Raw genomic sequence first — 17,489 nt, forward strand, 5'->3', positions numbered from 1 at the left:
TAATGAAACAAATTGACACAAAGTTGATGCACCCCAAGGTGCAGATTGTAAAAATTATTAGTCGTATCTACAAAAGTGGAATGACGACTACTTCAGGTGGAAATATTTCCATCTGTGACGAGAATGGAGATATTTGGGTAACTCCATCGGCTATTGATAAAGGTACGCTTACGGAGAAAGATATTATCTGTGTGAAGCGCGATGGAACCATTGTTGGACCTCACAAGCCGTCATCTGAGTTTCCGTTTCACAAGGCGATTTATGATTGTCGTCCGGATATTAAGGCGGTGATTCATGCGCATCCACCTGCATTGGTTTCTTTTAGTATAGTTCGCGAAATTCCGAATACCAATATCATTCCTCAGGCAAAAAATATTTGCGGACCAATTGGTTATGCACCTTATGGATTACCGGGTAGTGATGAGTTGGGTGATTTGATTGCAGCTGAATTTAAGAAGGGTGATAGCATGGCTGTTATCATGGAGAATCACGGAACTGTATTAGGTGGTAGCGATATGCTGGATGCATATGCCAGATTTGAGACTTTGGAATTTTGTTGCCGAACAATTATCAACGCAAAAGCCATTGGTGAGCCAAAATTCTTAAGTGATGATCAGATTGATGTGTTTGAGAAACAGGTGCCACATGATGTGCCGCGTAATACCGATGTATCTTATCCACCTGAGGAAAGAGCTATTCGACAAGAGATTTGCGATATAGTACGTCGTGCTTGTGATCAGGGATTGATGATTAGTACTTACGGTACGGTATCGGTGCGTTGGAAAAATGATGATTTCTTGATTACACCACCAGATGTGGCCCGTTGGGATATTTCACCGGAAGATATAGTGCAGATCAAAGGAGGTAAAGCAGAGCCGGGTAAAACACCTAGTCGTTCTACTTTCTTGCATCAGAAGATCTATCAGGAGAATCCGCATATCAATTCAATTATTCTGACTCAGCCACCAAACCTGATGGCTTACGGAACTACAGGAGTTAAATTTGATGTTCGTACTATTCCTGAAAGCTGGATTTTCTTACAAGATGTACCTTGTTTACCATTTGGTGTACATTTCCAGGGAGATGAAACAATTCCAAAGTTGCTAAGCGAAAATGTTCCTGCCGTACTAGTGGCGAATGATTCATTTATTGTGACCGGAGATAAGCTTCTGCAAACATTTGACCGTTTGGAAGTAGCTGAATTTAGTGCTAAATCGCTGGTGATGGCTGCTCCAATGGGTGATTTAGTACCCATCAACGACGAGCAGGTTGAAGATTTGAGAAAGAAATTCTTGTCTTAATACTTACAATGAGGTTTAATGATAATGCTGGTTTAATAAGGCATAGTTTTTAAATCAGTATAACTTGCATAGATTTGGATCCCCGCAATCAAAGGATTGTGGGGATTTTTTTATCATATAAAGATTAATTTTGCTACATGTAAGTTTCGTAACCTTTTTAGAAGGTGTAATATAAGCCTCCATTTTTTAATATTTTATTTTTTTATACTTTCGTATTCAATCTCTGACTATTTCCTGGTGAATTTAAACACAGTTATGGATAATTTTCTTGCAGAAATATCCGATGAAGCTCTTCTTAGAGGAGTGAGGATGGGTAATGAAAATGCATTTGGTTTAATTTTTAAGACATATTTTCCTCGTTTGCTTGTTTATGCAAAAGGGATGATTGGCGACCAGGAAGTTGCAGAAGATTTGGTTCAGGAGTCCTTTGCTTCTGTTTGGGAAAAACGTTATTTGTTAAAAGATAAGGGGAATCTCAAATCTTTCTTATTTCGGACAGTTAGAAATATCTGTTTAAATTATTTGGAACATAATCAAGTGATTAATAAATATGTTGATGCTTTTAAGTGTGAAAATGCATCTCAGGGCTTGTATATGTTTAATTTTATGGATGAACAAGAATACGAAGATGCTTGTAAAGATATGATGAAGGAGGTGTATCGTATATTGGATACCTTGCCACCTACTGTAAAAGAAGCTTTTGTGTTAAGCAGACTCAAAGAATTAAAAAATAAAGAAGTTGCTGAACGGATGGGGCTAAATATTAAAACCGTTGAAAAACATATTTCAAGGGCGCTAAAAACACTTAGAGAGGTTTTGAAAAGTAAAGATCTTCGACTTTATACCCTGTTTATATTGATGTTTTTCTGAAAAAATAGAAAAAAGTAAAAAATCTATGCGGGTTTTTTACACTACTCCCTGTATTACTTATATCATTTAAATTACAATGGAAGATAAACAACTAAAAGATTTAGTTGAACGCTTTTATAATGGTACCATTTCGGCTAGAGAAGAAGAGGTGCTGTTTAAAAAGGTAAAAACTGATAAAGGGTTTGGACTGTACTTTAATAAGTATGATGACCAATATTTGTTGTTGCAAAATAACGAGAATGAGGCAGATGTCTATTGGAAATCATTTAAGAGTAAGTACTTAAAACGGACAAAAGACTCAAAAGAGAAAAGAATTTTACCATGGATTAAATATGTTGCAGTTGCAGCTGTTACGTTAGTAATGTTTAATGTCGGACAATATTTTTACAATAAAGCATGTGAGGTTGATACTTATGCCAATTGGTGTGAGATGATTGTGCCAAAGGGTGAAAAATCTCAAGTGATTTTGCCTGATGGTACACATATTTGGCTCAATTCAGAGAGTTATCTAAAATATCCGACTCACTTTGGAAGTAAAGAAAGAAAAGTGGTTTTGGAAGGTGAGGCTTATTTTAAGGTGGCCAAAAATAAGGATGTACCTTTTCTTGTTAAGACAAAAGATTATGTAACAAGAGTGTTGGGAACTGAATTCAATGTGATGTCATATTCTGATTTTGATAGAACAGAAACTACATTGAAGGAAGGATCTGTTTCTATTGAAGTAGAAAGAGGTGAGAAGATAGCTAAGGTAGCGGTTTTGAGGCCGGGTCAAAAAATTTCTTATTCAAAGCTGACTAAAAAATACAGTGTAATTGAAACTGATCCGGATCAGGTTATTGCTTGGAAAAACAATGTGTTTGAGTTTGATAAAATTACGTTGAAAGAGTTGGTGTTGAGGTTGGAAAGATGGTATGACGTAAATATAGAATTACAGGATGCCGAGCTGGCTGTTTTGCGTTATACTGGAAAATTTAAAAATGAGGAATCAATCAGGCAAGTGTTGGATATTATTAAAATCACTACGCCTATCAACTATGTTTTTAAAGATAGAAAAATGATAATAATAAAAAAGAAAACGCCTATGTAGCATTTGTTCTCTACAAATAAACCCAATCTCAGATGCATAGTTATCTGAGGTAATTATGAAATTAAATTAATTCTATTAACCTAAACGGAAAGAATCTATGAAAAGATTGACCTTTTTTAAGAGAGGTTCTGTATCTCCTATGATCCAACAATACATAAAAGTAGCTAAGATGCTTGGTCTATTTTTATTTGTTGGTTGTTTGCAGATTAATGCTGCAAGCTATGCAAGTAATAAACGATTAAGTTTTGAGCTTCAGAATGCATCATTAAAAGATGTATTTGAAGCAATTGAAGAACAATCAGAGTTTACTATTTTTTACAAAGAAAATGATGTAAATCTTGAAAATAGATTTAATTATCAGGCTCAGGAAAAATTGGTGGATGAAGTTCTGGATGAAGTTTTGGATAAAAGTGAAGTTACCTATGAAGTTAAAGATAAGGTGATTGTTATTTATTCAAAAGAAATGGCTAACAATTCGATGCAACAAGAGGTAACAGTAACTGGTAGAGTTATAGATACTCAAGGCTTTGCCTTACCCGGAGTTAATGTATTTGAAAAGAATAATCCTACCCATGGGGTAATTACAGATATAGATGGCAATTATTCTATTAACTGTTCCTCAGAAGGATTGTTGGTGTTCTCTTTTATTGGGTTTGACACACAGGAAGTTGCAATAGCTGGTCAAACTACCATAAATATCACCATGGTAGACGAAGTTACAGATTTAGATGAAGTAGTAGTTACGGCTTTGGGTATTAAAAGAGAGACCAAAGCTTTAGGTTATGCTGTTACTGATCTAAAAGGTGATGATTTAAATAAAAATGTCATTAATCCTGTTAATGCGTTACAAGGTAGGGCTGCCGGAGTTGATATTAGCCAATCAGATGGTGGTATGTTTGGATCATCTAGAATTTTGATTCGTGGTGCATCTACATTAAAACCAGATAACCAACCCATCTATGTTATTGATGGAGTGATTCTGGAGAATAATCATGCCGATGTTGGCGATGCTGACTGGTCATCCACTGCTGGTGATTTTGGTAGTGAACTAAAAAACTTAAACCCTGATGATTTTGAATCAATTTCTGTATTGAAAGGTGCTGCAGCAACAGCATTGTATGGTTCTCGAGGTTTAAATGGTGCCATTGTAATTACCACAAAAAGTGGAGAGAACTCTCAAGGATTAGGTGTTTCTGTTAATCAAACATTTGGAATTGATTACGTTTATCGTCAACCTGATTTACAAAACGTATACGGTGATGGTGCGTTATCTGGTTATGTTGATTATGGTGAAACCAATAGTAGTGGTAGCTATTATCAATGGCAAAACCAGGAGCAGTTCTACTTGAATACAAATGGTGATGCTAAATTTAATAATTGGCAAATGGGTTTTGGACCTCGCTTCGATGGTCGTTCAATATTAGGATATGATAATAAACTTACCAATTATAATGCTGTTGATAATAACTATCGCGACATGTATGATCTTGGTTTTAATTCAAACACTAATATTTCGGTACAGGGAGGAAACGAAAAAACTACTTTTTATACATCAATGTCATACCGACATGCAAATGGTACATTAGGTAAGAATGAGTTTGATCGTTTGTCTTTTTTAGCCAAAGCGTCTCATCAATTAAATGATCATGTTTTGGTTGAAGCATCTATTAACTTTGCTAATTCAACACCAAAGAATCCGCAACCAAATATTGGTGAGTATTTTACAAGTGGAGTATTAGGAAGAGAATATGATCCTGATTATTATAAAGATAAATACAAAGGAACGCACGGTGGCTTAGCTAATGGTAACTATGGAGACGAATATGCAAATGTTCCAGGTATTGGTTTATGGTGGGCTTTAAACGAAAATTCAGATATTCAGCACGAAACGTCAGTACGCCCTTATTTAGGTTTAACAGTTGATTTAACATCTTGGTTAAAATTAAAGGCAGAAGCTAATTATAACTACTATTTTACCGATCGTGAAATAAAAAATCCAAATAGTGGATATGGTCGTACCTATGACTCCGGTGCAGGACAATATGCCATGATTCAAACTACCAAAAAGCAAACCAATGCGAGTGCTTCTTTCTTGTATAACAAGAATTTAACTGATGATATAGTATTGTCTGGTTTTCTAAGAGGCGATTATTATGATAACAAACAAACTTACATGAGTAATTCAACAAATGGAGGATTGGTTGTTCCTGATCAGTACTTTATTAATAACTCTGTAAATTCAGTATCTTATAACTCGTATGTTACCGGATATAAACGTATTCTTTCTACTTCTGCAGCCATAAACTTAGCATGGAAAAGTCAGATATATTTAGATATTACAGGAAGGAATGACTGGTCTTCAGCTTTGGTTTATGCCGATGGAACAGGTAATAACTCTTATTTTTATCCATCAGTTAGTTTATCAGGTATTGTTAGCGAAATGGTAGACTTACCAACGTGGATTTCATTTGGTAAGGTGCGTGCTTCTTGGGCGCAGGTAGGTAATGATACTAACCCTTATGATATTAATACTGCTTATTCTCTGAATACATCTAGTCAAAATGGTTCCAATGTAAATTCTTTGGTTTTAGATAGTCAGATGACATCTTTAGATCTTAAACCTGAGAGAAAGAATTCATGGGAAGTTGGTTTAGATTGGAGGTTTTTCTCTAGTCGTATTGGTATAGATGCTACTTATTACAAGGAGAATACCAAAGATCAGATCATGACCATTGATGTACCAAGTGTTTCTGGTGTTAGTCAGCAATTGGTTAATGCTGGTAACATTCAAAATCAAGGGGTTGAGATTGCTTTAAATACAACTCCAATTAAAACAGCTGATTGGCGATGGGACGTAGACTTTACTTATACACGTAATGAAAGTAAAATTATCTCATTACATGAAAATGTGGCGGATTATATATTGTTAAGTGGTTATACTAACTATGGTAACTATCGTATTGGATCAGTTGCCAAAGTGGGTGGAGAATATGGGATGTTAATTACAGACTCTAAACCTATGATTGATGATGCAACCGGTTTACCTGTATTGACTTATTCCGATACACGTAGAATGGCGTTTCAGCAACGAAGTGGTGAAGAGGAAGAATTAGGCTCTATTCAACCAGATTTCTTAGGTGGTTTAAGAACAACCCTTAGTTATAAGAATGTGAGTTTAACAGCTGGATTCGATATGCGTTTTGGAGGAATGGTTGCTTCATATGGTGCTAAGTATGGTACCGCTTATGGTTATACCGAAGCTTCTTTACGTTATTCAGCTCCTGAATACGGCGGTATTACCTGGACTTCTGCTTATGACGGTATTCAATACCAAGATGGTTATGTTCCAAATGGACTGTTAACAGCCGGTACTAATATCACTCAGGCAAACGGAACCGTTTATACTGTAGTTGAAGGAGGCGAAAGTTATCAATCGTTGTATGAAAGAGGAATTCTTGAGCCGGTTCATGCTTCTGCATGGCAATATTGGAATAATAGTTGGGGTTACGGTACCACCAATAGCGATTGGGTAAAAGATCTAAATTATATAGCATTACGAGAAGTAACAGTTAGTTATCGTTGCCCAGGTTTAGCTGATAAATTAAGCCTAAAAGGTTTATCATTTAGCTTGTCGGGTTATAATTTAGGATACTTACTAAATAATGCTCCAGCAGGTGTTAATCCAGAATCTGTTAGAGGAACAACACCATCTAACTTCCGTATGCGTTCATTTGCTGCTTACACTGCAAACTATATGTTCTCAATTAATGCGAAATTCTAAGACCTAATTGTTTGAAAAAGATGAATATGAAATATAATAAAATAGCATTATTGCTTCTTGTTGCCATATCTATTTTATCGATAAATGGTTGTAAAGAAGACTTTGCTGAAATAAATACCGATCCGGCAGCTGTTGTTGTTGGTAATGTAGACTTTTTGTTTACACAAGCAGAATTGGAATTTGAACCTTCTGATTATACATTTTGGTTTTATAATGCGCCTATGATGTATAAATGGGGGCAAGTAGGAATTGGTTCAGGTGGTTTTTCGCCAACCTATCAGGAAACAACTGAGTATGGTGGACAAGGTGAGCAATTTATCAACGTATTAAAATATACGCGTGAGATTGAATATTTGGTAAGTCTAATGTCTGAAGAAGAAGCCGCCGGATATCAACAACAAGTTGCAGCATCTCGTGTATTGTGTATATATCTGGGAATATTCGATTCAGATATGTACGGTGATATTCCATTTAATGAAGCGGCTATGGCACGATATACTTCACCTTCATTATTAACTCCAGAGTATGATTCTGTTGAAGGTTTATATACGCAATGGTTAGAGGAATTAGAGGAGTATATGACTATTTTAACAACAGCTCAAAACCAAAATTGGATTGCAAAACAAGATTTAATCTATGGAGGCGATGCTACCAAATGGGCTAAGTTGGCGAACTCTTTACGCTTGAAAATTGCTGTTCGTTTGTTAAGTCAGGATCAAGCTAAAGCTTTTGAAATTGCAAGTGCAGTAGCAACAAGTTCGGTAGGAGTATTAGATGGAGCTGATGACGATTTTCTTTATAATAAGTCAAGTGCTATTGTTTCTAATGACGGTGATAAAGTGTATCATTTTGGTAGTTCTGTATTAGGATCCTATATTTATCCAACTCAATTAGTTACTGATTTTATGATGGAGAATGAAGATCCTCGTATACGTTTCTTCTTTTCGAAAAACAGTTATAACTCAAAAGTAGTTCAGGCTTTTTTTGATCAAGGAGTGGATCTTCCTTCATTTATTGCAGATAATGTTGAATATACTGAAGATGCCGAAGGGCATAAAACATTTGCAGGTTGGGCTGGATTAGGTGAGCCTTGGGTTCGCTATTATGGTTTGCCTGTTGTAATGAATGCAAATCAGGATAGTCAATATGATGGATACTTTAAAACAACTCCATTTACTATTACTAATAGCGACGGTGTCGAGTATACCTATCGTGCAACTTCTCAGTTTAGCGAAGAAATGGTGAAAGGAAGAGTTGACTACACCATTCCTTCAGCTCCGGATGATACACCGGTTACCGATACTGAAGATTATCCTTGGTATGGAATGTATATGTCAACTGCAGAGGTTAATTTTTACTTTGCCGAGTTAAAATTGCTAGGTGCTAATTTGCCATTGACAGCTCAAGAGTATTATAATCGTGCAGTAGAGACTTCTGTCCAAGAATATGACCGCTTGGCTTCATTAAATCATATTCCTTATTATGGAACAACCTATGGTTATGACCCTTTTGAGGCAACTATTGATTTGAAAGAAGGTGAAATTGAAGCAATGATGGATAAGCCAAATGTTGCATTAACAGGTTCAACTGCCGAAATGCTTGAGAAAGTATATGTTCAGGAAATGCTTCACTTTATGTATTATCCGACCGATCAGTTTTGTGTAGTCCGTCGTTCAGGTGTTCCATCAAGGGTAAGTTCATTTTTTAAGTGGACTGACTTTAGTGAACCAACATATAATGAAGTTCCGAGAAGATTTGAAGTGTTGACTCCTTCTGTAACAGATATCATGTTTGAAATCAAAACAGAAGCTTATAATCGTCAGGGGTATACCAGTGGTACTGGAATAAACACTGAATTATTAAACACTGAAAGAGTTTGGCAAGATAAAGGCGCACCAAATTTTGGTGAAGGTCCCCAACAATAGTAGTGATATTGTGAATTTTTAGATTTAAGTGAAAAGAGGCTGTCAAATGATAGTCTCTTTTTTATGTATATAATGTGATATAGACAAAGGCATCAGGTGAATTCTGGGCCATATCGACAATTGCTTCCCATGGTTCTTTGGGTAGTGCGGTTTTTTCTTGTGCCCAATTGAATTGATAAACTAGTACAAAAAGAATTAAAATTAGGTTTGATTTCATTGCAGTAAATTTAATGGTTTTACACTGCAAATAAAGGATGGCTATTTTTAGTTATAAAGGTTTTTCCGACGAGGTGGTCAATGGATTGAATGAATGGGTAATTAGAAGTTAGGGGCTGGAAGTTAGAAGAAAGCTGATGGCTGCTAGCTTCTGGCTCACGAACTATGGACTTTGCACTTCGGACATCGAACTTTTCGTTAAATAATTTAACATCGCAAATCAAACATCCCACAAGCCGGGCAATTTCCATTTGGTTCCGCAGATGGGGTACCCGCAGAATGAATGAAGGAAGAGAGAAATTTGGTTGGGAGCTGTCATCATTAAATTTCTACCGTAATGAATTCGTAGCGGGTCATCGAGGAGCCATGGCTGCTTTCTTTGGTCCTTTCTGTAGCTGAAGACAGAAAGGACGGAATAAATTTCTTTATCCTCTTCCTTTTTGGGAAAAAGGAAGCAAAAATCTTTCTGATTGAGGGGCTTGCTATGCACCGTTGACGAACTTAAGGCTTCAGGTACAACTTTTCGTACCTCAAAGCCACCATTCCGCCTTGTTCGCAACTAGCTCTGGCAATCAGAAGTTCGAAACTTCGTTTCGAGTGGGGAGTTATTGCTCTTGTTAGTTGTAGTTTATAACTTCAATCTTTATACTTTTAACTTCATGTTGTTCGGATCGTATCTTTAATTGACATGATTGATAGTAAGATGCGATCCGAAAAGGATTAAAATGTTCCATACAACCCATAATCATTAGTATTACAAAATACCTGACTGTACAAGAAAAAGCCTTCTTTTGAAGTTTCCATTTTTCGGTCTAATTGTAAAATGGGATGACCAGGTTTTACATTGAAATATTGCTGCATGGTTTCGTTGGCTGTAATGGCCATTAATTTTTGTTCGCCACCAACAATCTCAATCTGATAATTGGTTCGCATTATTTCAAATAAAGAACGGTTCTCGAAATTTCTGCTGGTAAATCTGGGCAGATTAATGTTGGGAACCATCGTGATATCATAAAATACCGGTTGTTTATTTATAATTCGCAGGCGTTCGAGTTTGTAGCATCCTACCTCTTTCTCGTAATTCAATAGAGGAAAACCAAAAGCATCTTCCCAGGTTGTTAAGTAGGGTTTGATTATAATTTTTGTTTCCAGATTTTCTTTACCAATAGCTGAAGTTGTACCTGATAGAGAAAGAATGCCAACACCCTGAGGTTGACCTTGTACAATGCTTCCTTTCCCTTGTTTTTTTCTGATATAACCTTCATGAACCAGTCTGTCCAGAGCTTTTCTTACGGTTGGACGGGTAACATTGTGAGTAGTGCACAGTTCGTTTTCAGAGGGAAGGATGTCTCCTTTTTCATATAAGCCATCGGTAATGTGTCTTCTAAGTTGTTCGTAAAGTACTTTATAGGGAGGTAATCCTTTTTTGTCTGTCATCTTTGTAAATTTTTTGTAAAGATAAGTTGTTTTAGATGTATATACAAGTAACTTGTAAAAGGTCTAAAGAGGTTAATAAACAGCGATTTGATATAAAATGCAATATTAACTTGTATATACAAGTATGTTCAAATAGATTTGTAAAAAAAACTAACTAAATCATGGCTAACGCAATTATAATGCCTCGCCAGGGGCAATCAGTCGAATCCTGCATATTTACCCAATGGTATAAAAATGTGGGCGACGAAGTAAAAACAGGCGATATACTCTTTGCCTACGAAACCGATAAAGCATCTTTCGAACAAGAAGCTGAAGCAGATGGTATTTTGTTAGCAGCTTTTTGTGAAGAAGGAGATGAAATTCCCGTTCTACAAAATATTGGCGTAATCGGTCAGGCTGGTGAAAGTATCGATGAATTCCAGTCGGGTGAAGCTGTTGAAGCATCATCAACCGAAACAGTAAAAGAAGAAAAGGTAGAAGTGGAAGCTGAACCAGTAGCTGAAGTAGTTCTTAAAGAAAGAGCTGAAGGCGAAAAGGTGAAAATTTCGCCGAGAGCTAAAAAGCTGGCAAAAGCAAAAGCGGTTCCTTATGCAAGTTTGGAAGGTTCAGGACCAGAAGGACGAATTATTGTAAGAGATGTGGAAGCTTATCTGGCTTCAACTCCGAAAACAACTCCACTGGCAAAAGAAATAATGAAGCAGGAAGATCTTCAGCCGGCTGAAACAGGAACTGGTTTGGCAGGAACTGTTAAAGCATCGGATCTTACAGCTACCAATCCTGTTTATAGTGGTGATTTCGAGGTTAAGAAATTACCTAATATCCGCAAGCTGATTGCAAAAGCAATGCATGCATCGTTGCAGAACTCGGCTCAGCTGACTCACCATTTGGGTGCCGATGCCCGCCAATTGCAAGCTTTGCGCAAAAAAGTAAAAGCAACAGAAGGAGCGCCTAATATTACCATTAACGATATGGTTTGTTTTGCAGTTATCAAGGCTCTGAAGCAGTTCCCTGATGCAAATGCTCACTTTTTAGGCGATAGTGTAAAATATTTCAATAAGGTTCATTTAGGATTGGCGGTTGATACCGATCGTGGTTTGATGGTTCCGGTAATTAAAAATGCCGATGATCTATCAATCACAGGTTTATCAAACCAATTTAAAGAAGTGGCTGAATCTTGTCGTGCAGGTAGTATCGATCCTGAATTATTATCATCTGAAGCGGCATCTTTTACCGTATCCAATTTGGGTAATTACGGTGTGGAAATGTTTACGCCTGTTATCAATTTACCTCAGGTGGCAATATTGGGTGTAAATACCATTGTGCCTCGTCCTGCTGATTTAGGCGGAGGTGTTTATGGCTTTGTTCCTTATATGGGCTTGAGTTTGACTTACGATCACCAGGCTATCGACGGAGGTTTGGCAACCCGCTTCCTGAAACAAATAGCTATTGAAATTGAAAATCTAACTATCGACTTCTAAAAATAATTACATGTACGATTTAGCAATTATAGGAGGAGGTCCTGCAGGATATGTGGCAGCTGAACGAGCAGGTGCCAAAGGTTTGAAGGTGGTCCTTTTCGAGAAAAAAGATTTAGGCGGAGTTTGTCTGAATGAAGGATGTATCCCAACAAAAACATTGTTGTATAGTGCTAAGCTGTATGATAATGCCAAAGGTGGAAGTAAATATGGAGTCGAAGCCAATGATTTGTCTTTCAGTTTTGATAAGATGATGGCGCGCAAACAAAAAGTGGTAAAAAAACTGGTTGGCGGCGTTGGTTTGAAGATGAAACAGCATAAAGTAGATGTGATAAAGGAATCTGCGTTAATACAAGGACGTACCCGCGAGGGTATAGAAATTTCAATTCAAGATGGAAAAATTCAAGCTTCGAACCTGTTGATTTGTACAGGTTCTGAAGCTTTTGTTCCGCCGATTCCGGGGTTGACCAATAATGACGCAATTCTTACTAATCGTGAAATATTAGATTTAAAAGCACAGCCCGAATCATTGGTGATTATTGGAGGTGGTGTGATAGGAATGGAGTTTGCCAGTTTCTTTAATAGCTTGGGAACAAAGGTTACAATCATCGAAATGTTGGATGAAATTCTAACAGGTATGGACGTAGAAATGAGCGCCATGCTTCGTCAGATGTACGCTAAAAAAGGAATTGAATATCATTTATCATCAAAAGTAACAAAGGTTGATGGTCAAACCGTGACATTTGAGAAAGATGGTAAATCAACTGAAATAAAAGGCGATAAGATTTTGGTAAGTGTGGGACGTAAGCCTGTGGTTACCGGTTTTGGTTTGGAGAACCTTGGAGTGGAACTTTTCCGTGGTGGCATTAAAGTAGATGAAAAGATGAGAACCAACATCCCGAATGTGTATGCCGCAGGTGATGTTACAGGTTTTTCACTGTTGGCTCATACTGCCAGTCGCGAAGGTGAAGTGGTGGTAAATAATCTGGCAGGAGGAAATGATCAGATGCGTTACAACGCTATTCCGGGGGTAGTGTACACCAATCCTGAAATTGCAGGAGTGGGGTTGACAGAAGAAGCTGCCAAAGCAAAAGGCATCGAATATAAAGTTGCCCAATTGCCAATGGCTTATGCAGGCCGTTTTGTTGCCGAAAACGAAGGTGGAAGCGGACTATGCAAAGTTTTGGTTGGCGCTAAATATGGTGAAGTGCTCGGAGTCCACATGTTGGGTAACCCATCAAGTGAAATGATCTACGGAGCCTGCATGGCTATCGAAGCCGAAATGACCCTGAAAGAGATGGAACAAGTAGTGTTCCCTCATCCTACTGTATCAGAAATATTCAAAGAAACCGTTTTTAGTTTCGCCCATTAATCAGAACAATAATCTCTTAAATATAGAAAAATGCCTAAGTCACAATTTATAGATCCCGTAAAAGTTAGAAAAGCAGGAGTTGTTAAAATTCAAGATATTCCTGTTAATCAGTATGACAAATCAATTGAAGATGAAAAAGTAAACTTCTCGAAAGAGCAGTTTATAGATATATATCACGATATGGCTTTGATCAGAGAGTTCGAAACCATGTTGAATCTTATTAAAATTAAAGGTGAATACGAAGGAATAGAGTATAATCATCCGGGGCCTGCTCACTTGTCAATCGGACAGGAGTCAGCTGCAGTTGGTATGGCTTATAATTTAGGAGTTGAAGATTTTATCTTTGGTTCGCACCGTTCGCATGGTGAAATTCTTGCTAAAGGAATGTCTGCCATTCATAAAATGGATGATGAAGCCTTAACCGAGGTGATGAAGAATTTCTTCGACGGAACCATCTTGAAAATTGTTTCAGAAAATCATAAAGGCGATTTGAAATCATTGGCCCGTCGTTTCCTTGTTTATGGAACACTGGCTGAGATCTTCGCCCGCGAAACCGGTTTTAACAAAGGTTTAGGTGGTTCGATGCATGCTTTCTTCACTCCGTTCGGTGTGTATCCTAACAACGCCATTGTTGGTGGTTCGGGTGATATTGCAGTTGGTGCAGCTCTCTTTAAAAAAGTAAATCAGAAAGATGGTATTGTGGTTGCCAATATAGGTGATGCTTCTATGGCTTGTGGTCCTGTTTGGGAAGGATTATCTTTTGCTACCATGGATCAGTTTGAACAATTGTGGGAAGGCGCTTATAAAGGTGGATTGCCAATCATCTTCAATATAATGAATAACCAATACGGTATGGGGGGGCAGACTTGTGGCGAAACCATGGGTTATGATGTTGCAGCTCGTATTGGTGCAGGTGTCAATCGTGATAACATGCATGCTGAGCGTGTAGATGGTTACAATCCGTTGGCTGTTATTGACGCATACAAACGCAAAATGGAGCTGATTAAAGATAAGAAAGGACCTGTTTTGTTGGATGTACTTACTTATCGTTACAGTGGTCACTCTCCATCTGATGCTTCATCATACAGAAGTAAAGAAGAGATTGAAGCTTGGGAAGCTCAGGATTGTATTGCAAGCTATGCTGCAGAATTAGAAAAAGCAGGTGTGGCTTCGGTAAAAGAGTTGGAAGCAATTAGTACAGATATTAAGGAGTTGATGAAATATGCCATGAAGCTGGCTATTGACGAAGAAGTTTCGCCACGAATGGATTTGGTGAAGCATCCTGAAATCATTGGTGATATGATGTTCTCCGAAGGTAGTGTTGATAAAATGGAAGATCGTCCGGTTGAAGTGAATCATCCGATGGAAGAAAATCCACGCGTTCAGCAAATTGCCAAAAAAGAGCGTTTTGCCTTTGATGCCAATGGTAAGGCCTTCTCAAAAATCAAACAATATCAATTGCGCGATGGATTGTTCGAAGCCATTGTAGATCGTTTCTATAAAGATCCAACTTTAGTTGCTTACGGTGAAGAAAACCGTGACTGGGGTGGTGCTTTTGCTGTGTATCGCGGATTAACAGAAGCTCTTCCTTATAACCGTTTATTTAACTCGCCTATTTCAGAGGCTTCTATTATTGGTACAGCCATAGGCTATGCCATGTGTGGTGGTCGCGTTATTCCTGAAATCATGTATTGCGATTTCTTAGGTCGTTGTGGTGATGAGGTATTCAACCAGTTACCTAAGTGGCAGGCCATGTCGGGTAATGTAATTAAAATGCCGGTTGTTATTCGTGTGTCGGTAGGTTCGAAATACGGTGCTCAGCACTCGCAAGACTGGACTTCATTGGTGGCACATGTGCCTGGCTTGAAAGTTTGTTTCCCAGTAACTCCATATGATGCAAAAGGATTGATGAATGCTGCCCTTCAGGGAACCGATCCGGTTGTGTTCTTCGAGAGTCAGCGAATTTATGATATAGGTGAGCAATTCCACGAAGGTGGTGTGCCAGAAGAATATTACGAAATTCCTTTTGGTGAGCCTGATGTGAAAAAAGAAGGTAAAGATGTTACCATTTTAAGTATTGGAGCAACTCTTTATCGTGCTTTGGAAGCGGCGAAAGAATTGGAAGAAAAGTACGGCATGACAGCAGAAGTGATTGATGCCCGTTCGATTGTACCGTTCAACTATGAGCCGGTTATCGAAAGCTTGAAAAAGACTGGTCGAATTATTCTTACTAGTGATGCAAACGAGCGTGGTTCGTTCCTGAAAGATATGGCTCAACGATTAACCGAACTGGCATTCGACGAGTTGGATGCACCTCCTGTGGTTGTTGGATCGCGCAACTGGATTACCCCTGCATATGAGTTGGAAGATTACTTCTTCCCGACTAAAGAATGGATTTTAGATGCTATTCACGAGAAAATTGTGCCTTTAAAAGGACATACTGTGAGCAACAACTTTACCAATGCAGAAAATATCCGCAGATCGAAATTAGGAATCTAAGAAAAGAATATGCTTGATCTTAATTGTACCGGAATAGCCTCATTAGGGATGATGAATAATATGAAGATGAACTTTAGTAAGACCGGGAAGCTGAGAGCTTGTTCGAAGATCACCCGGCCGCACTTAAGTTCAGCAAATAGAATGAGATCATCCATAATGCAGCCTTGATTTTCTTTGTTTCGTTTCTTTTATCAAGAAAAGAAATGAATTGAAAATCGGCGAAGCCAAAAGCCCTGGGGCTTGAGCAAAGTAAATTCAACATGATTCTGGCTAAAGAAAGAAAAAGCAAAAACTAAATCCAGGTTTTATGAGTTTTATAGATAATTTAAAAGATTTTTCACCACAAATCACAAGCGGCGATTTAAAGCCGCTTAAGGTGAATAATCACTTACATACACCACATTCATTCAGTGCATTTCAATCGGTTGACGAAGCTTTGGATCAGTCGGCAGAAGAAGGTGTAAAAGTAGTTGGAGTCAACGATTTCTTTAGCTTCGATGCTTATGCTGATTGGAGTGATGGTGCTTTTAAAAGAAATTTATTTCCTCTTTTTAATGTTGAATTCATTGGTTTGAATGAAGCCTATCAAAAAGAGGGTTTGAAAGTGAATGATCCGGGTAATCCCGGTCGTACCTATTTCAGCGGAAAGAGTTTAGCTTATCCACTGACTTTATCGACTGATACGAAACAGAAGATAGACGATTTGGTAACCAATGCCAACGACTATGTTCGCAAAATGACAGAAAAGGTAAACGAGCTTTTTGCAAAGAAGCAATTTGGTTTCCGATTGGATTACAATCAAATAAAAAAGGATTTGGCAATGGGGCAGGTTCGCGAACGTCATTTAGCTCGTGCAATTCGCCAATTAGCTGAAAAGCATTACAAAGATGCCAACCGTTTGTTGGCTTTTTATAACGAATTATTAGATGTCAACGGAATGTCGTGCAGTCTGACAGATGAAGCCGGTGTTGAAAATGAAATCCGGAATGCTTTGTTGAAAGCAGGTAAGCCGGCTTATGTGCCTGAAGATCCGAATGGATTTTTAAGTGTGGCAGAGATTCGTTCTATTATTCTGGAAGCAGGTGGGATACCAACTTATCCGTTTTTGGCTGATGCAGTAAAGGGATACACCGATTTTGAGCGGGAGTTGAAAAAAGTATCTGCCGAATTAAAGGATTTAGGTGTGTGGTCGGTTGAATTTATCCCAACCCGAAACAATCATGCTATTCTGAAGGAATATTCGCAATATCTTAAAAAAGAAGGATTTGTTGTTTCATTCGGAACGGAGCATAACAGTCCGGGCAAGCAGCCCATTGAAGTAGAGGCGAAAGGAGCAACAAAGCTTGATAAGGATTTGATGGAAATCAATTACGAAGGTGCTTGTATTTTAGCTGCTCATCAGTATTTGTTTGCCAAAGAGGGGGTGGGTGTTTTGGATAATAAAGGAGTTTTTAAAGCTGAAAAAAGAGACGAGTTTACTAAATTAGGTGATTCTCTGATTCAGTTTGTAACAAATAAAAATTAAG

Annotated in this window: 12 protein-coding genes; 10 read left to right on the forward strand and 2 right to left on the reverse strand. The window is 37.9% G+C overall.

Annotation, left to right across the window (positions count from 1 at the left end):
• Window positions 1-2: 2 nt before the first annotated feature.
• From KEM10_RS07445 to KEM10_RS07465, 5 genes are all read left to right on the forward strand, one after another.
• A complete protein-coding gene (locus KEM10_RS07445; RefSeq protein ID WP_212215348.1) occupies window positions 3-1,301 on the forward strand; it encodes a class II aldolase/adducin family protein in 1,299 nt (432 codons plus the stop codon).
• Between the two features lie 255 nt (window positions 1,302-1,556).
• Window positions 1,557-2,171 carry an RNA polymerase sigma-70 factor gene (locus KEM10_RS07450; RefSeq protein WP_212215349.1) on the forward strand — a complete coding sequence of 205 codons (615 nt, stop codon included), beginning with the start codon at window positions 1,557-1,559 and terminating at the stop codon, window positions 2,169-2,171.
• Between the two features lie 76 nt (window positions 2,172-2,247).
• Complete coding sequence (locus KEM10_RS07455) at window positions 2,248-3,258, forward strand: FecR family protein (protein WP_212215350.1); 1,011 nt, start codon at window positions 2,248-2,250, stop codon at window positions 3,256-3,258.
• A gap of 97 nt (window positions 3,259-3,355) precedes the next feature.
• Window positions 3,356-7,039, forward strand: a complete 3,684-nt coding sequence (locus KEM10_RS07460) for a SusC/RagA family TonB-linked outer membrane protein (protein WP_212215351.1) — start codon at window positions 3,356-3,358, stop codon at window positions 7,037-7,039.
• 26 nt (window positions 7,040-7,065) lie between these two features.
• Window positions 7,066-8,964: a SusD/RagB family nutrient-binding outer membrane lipoprotein gene (locus tag KEM10_RS07465; protein WP_212215352.1), complete on the forward strand. Its 1,899-nt coding sequence runs from the start codon at window positions 7,066-7,068 to the stop codon at window positions 8,962-8,964.
• 61 nt (window positions 8,965-9,025) lie between these two features.
• On the opposite strand, the gene KEM10_RS07470 is transcribed toward KEM10_RS07465, so the two are convergent.
• Window positions 9,026-9,181 carry a hypothetical protein gene (locus tag KEM10_RS07470; RefSeq protein ID WP_212215353.1) on the reverse strand — a complete coding sequence of 52 codons (156 nt, stop codon included), beginning with the start codon at window positions 9,179-9,181 and terminating at the stop codon, window positions 9,026-9,028.
• 164 nt (window positions 9,182-9,345) lie between these two features.
• Here KEM10_RS07470 and KEM10_RS07475 point away from each other — a divergent pair, with 164 nt between their 5' ends.
• Window positions 9,346-9,579, forward strand: coding sequence for a hypothetical protein (locus KEM10_RS07475; protein WP_212215354.1), 234 nt, complete (start codon window positions 9,346-9,348; stop codon window positions 9,577-9,579).
• Window positions 9,580-9,900: 321 nt separating this feature from the next.
• Here the strand turns inward: KEM10_RS07475 and KEM10_RS07480 are convergent, their stop codons facing one another.
• Window positions 9,901-10,617, reverse strand: a complete 717-nt coding sequence (locus tag KEM10_RS07480; protein WP_212215355.1) for a GntR family transcriptional regulator — start codon at window positions 10,615-10,617, stop codon at window positions 9,901-9,903.
• A gap of 161 nt (window positions 10,618-10,778) precedes the next feature.
• Here KEM10_RS07480 and KEM10_RS07485 point away from each other — a divergent pair, with 161 nt between their 5' ends.
• From KEM10_RS07485 to KEM10_RS07500, 4 genes are all read left to right on the forward strand, one after another.
• A complete protein-coding gene (locus KEM10_RS07485; protein ID WP_244825624.1) occupies window positions 10,779-12,095 on the forward strand; it encodes a dihydrolipoamide acetyltransferase family protein in 1,317 nt (438 codons plus the stop codon).
• A gap of 10 nt (window positions 12,096-12,105) precedes the next feature.
• Entirely contained in the window at window positions 12,106-13,464 is a 1,359-nt protein-coding gene (lpdA, locus tag KEM10_RS07490; protein WP_212215356.1) for a dihydrolipoyl dehydrogenase, read from the forward strand.
• 30 nt (window positions 13,465-13,494) lie between these two features.
• A complete protein-coding gene (locus tag KEM10_RS07495) occupies window positions 13,495-15,963 on the forward strand; it encodes an alpha-ketoacid dehydrogenase subunit alpha/beta (RefSeq protein ID WP_212215357.1) in 2,469 nt (822 codons plus the stop codon).
• A 307-nt stretch (window positions 15,964-16,270) separates the two neighbouring features.
• Complete coding sequence (locus tag KEM10_RS07500) at window positions 16,271-17,488, forward strand: hypothetical protein (RefSeq protein ID WP_212215358.1); 1,218 nt, start codon at window positions 16,271-16,273, stop codon at window positions 17,486-17,488.
• The last annotated feature ends 1 nt before the right edge of the window (window position 17,489 follow it).

Source organism: Carboxylicivirga linearis (assembly GCF_018271995.1).
Taxonomy (GTDB): domain Bacteria; phylum Bacteroidota; class Bacteroidia; order Bacteroidales; family Marinilabiliaceae; genus Carboxylicivirga; species Carboxylicivirga linearis.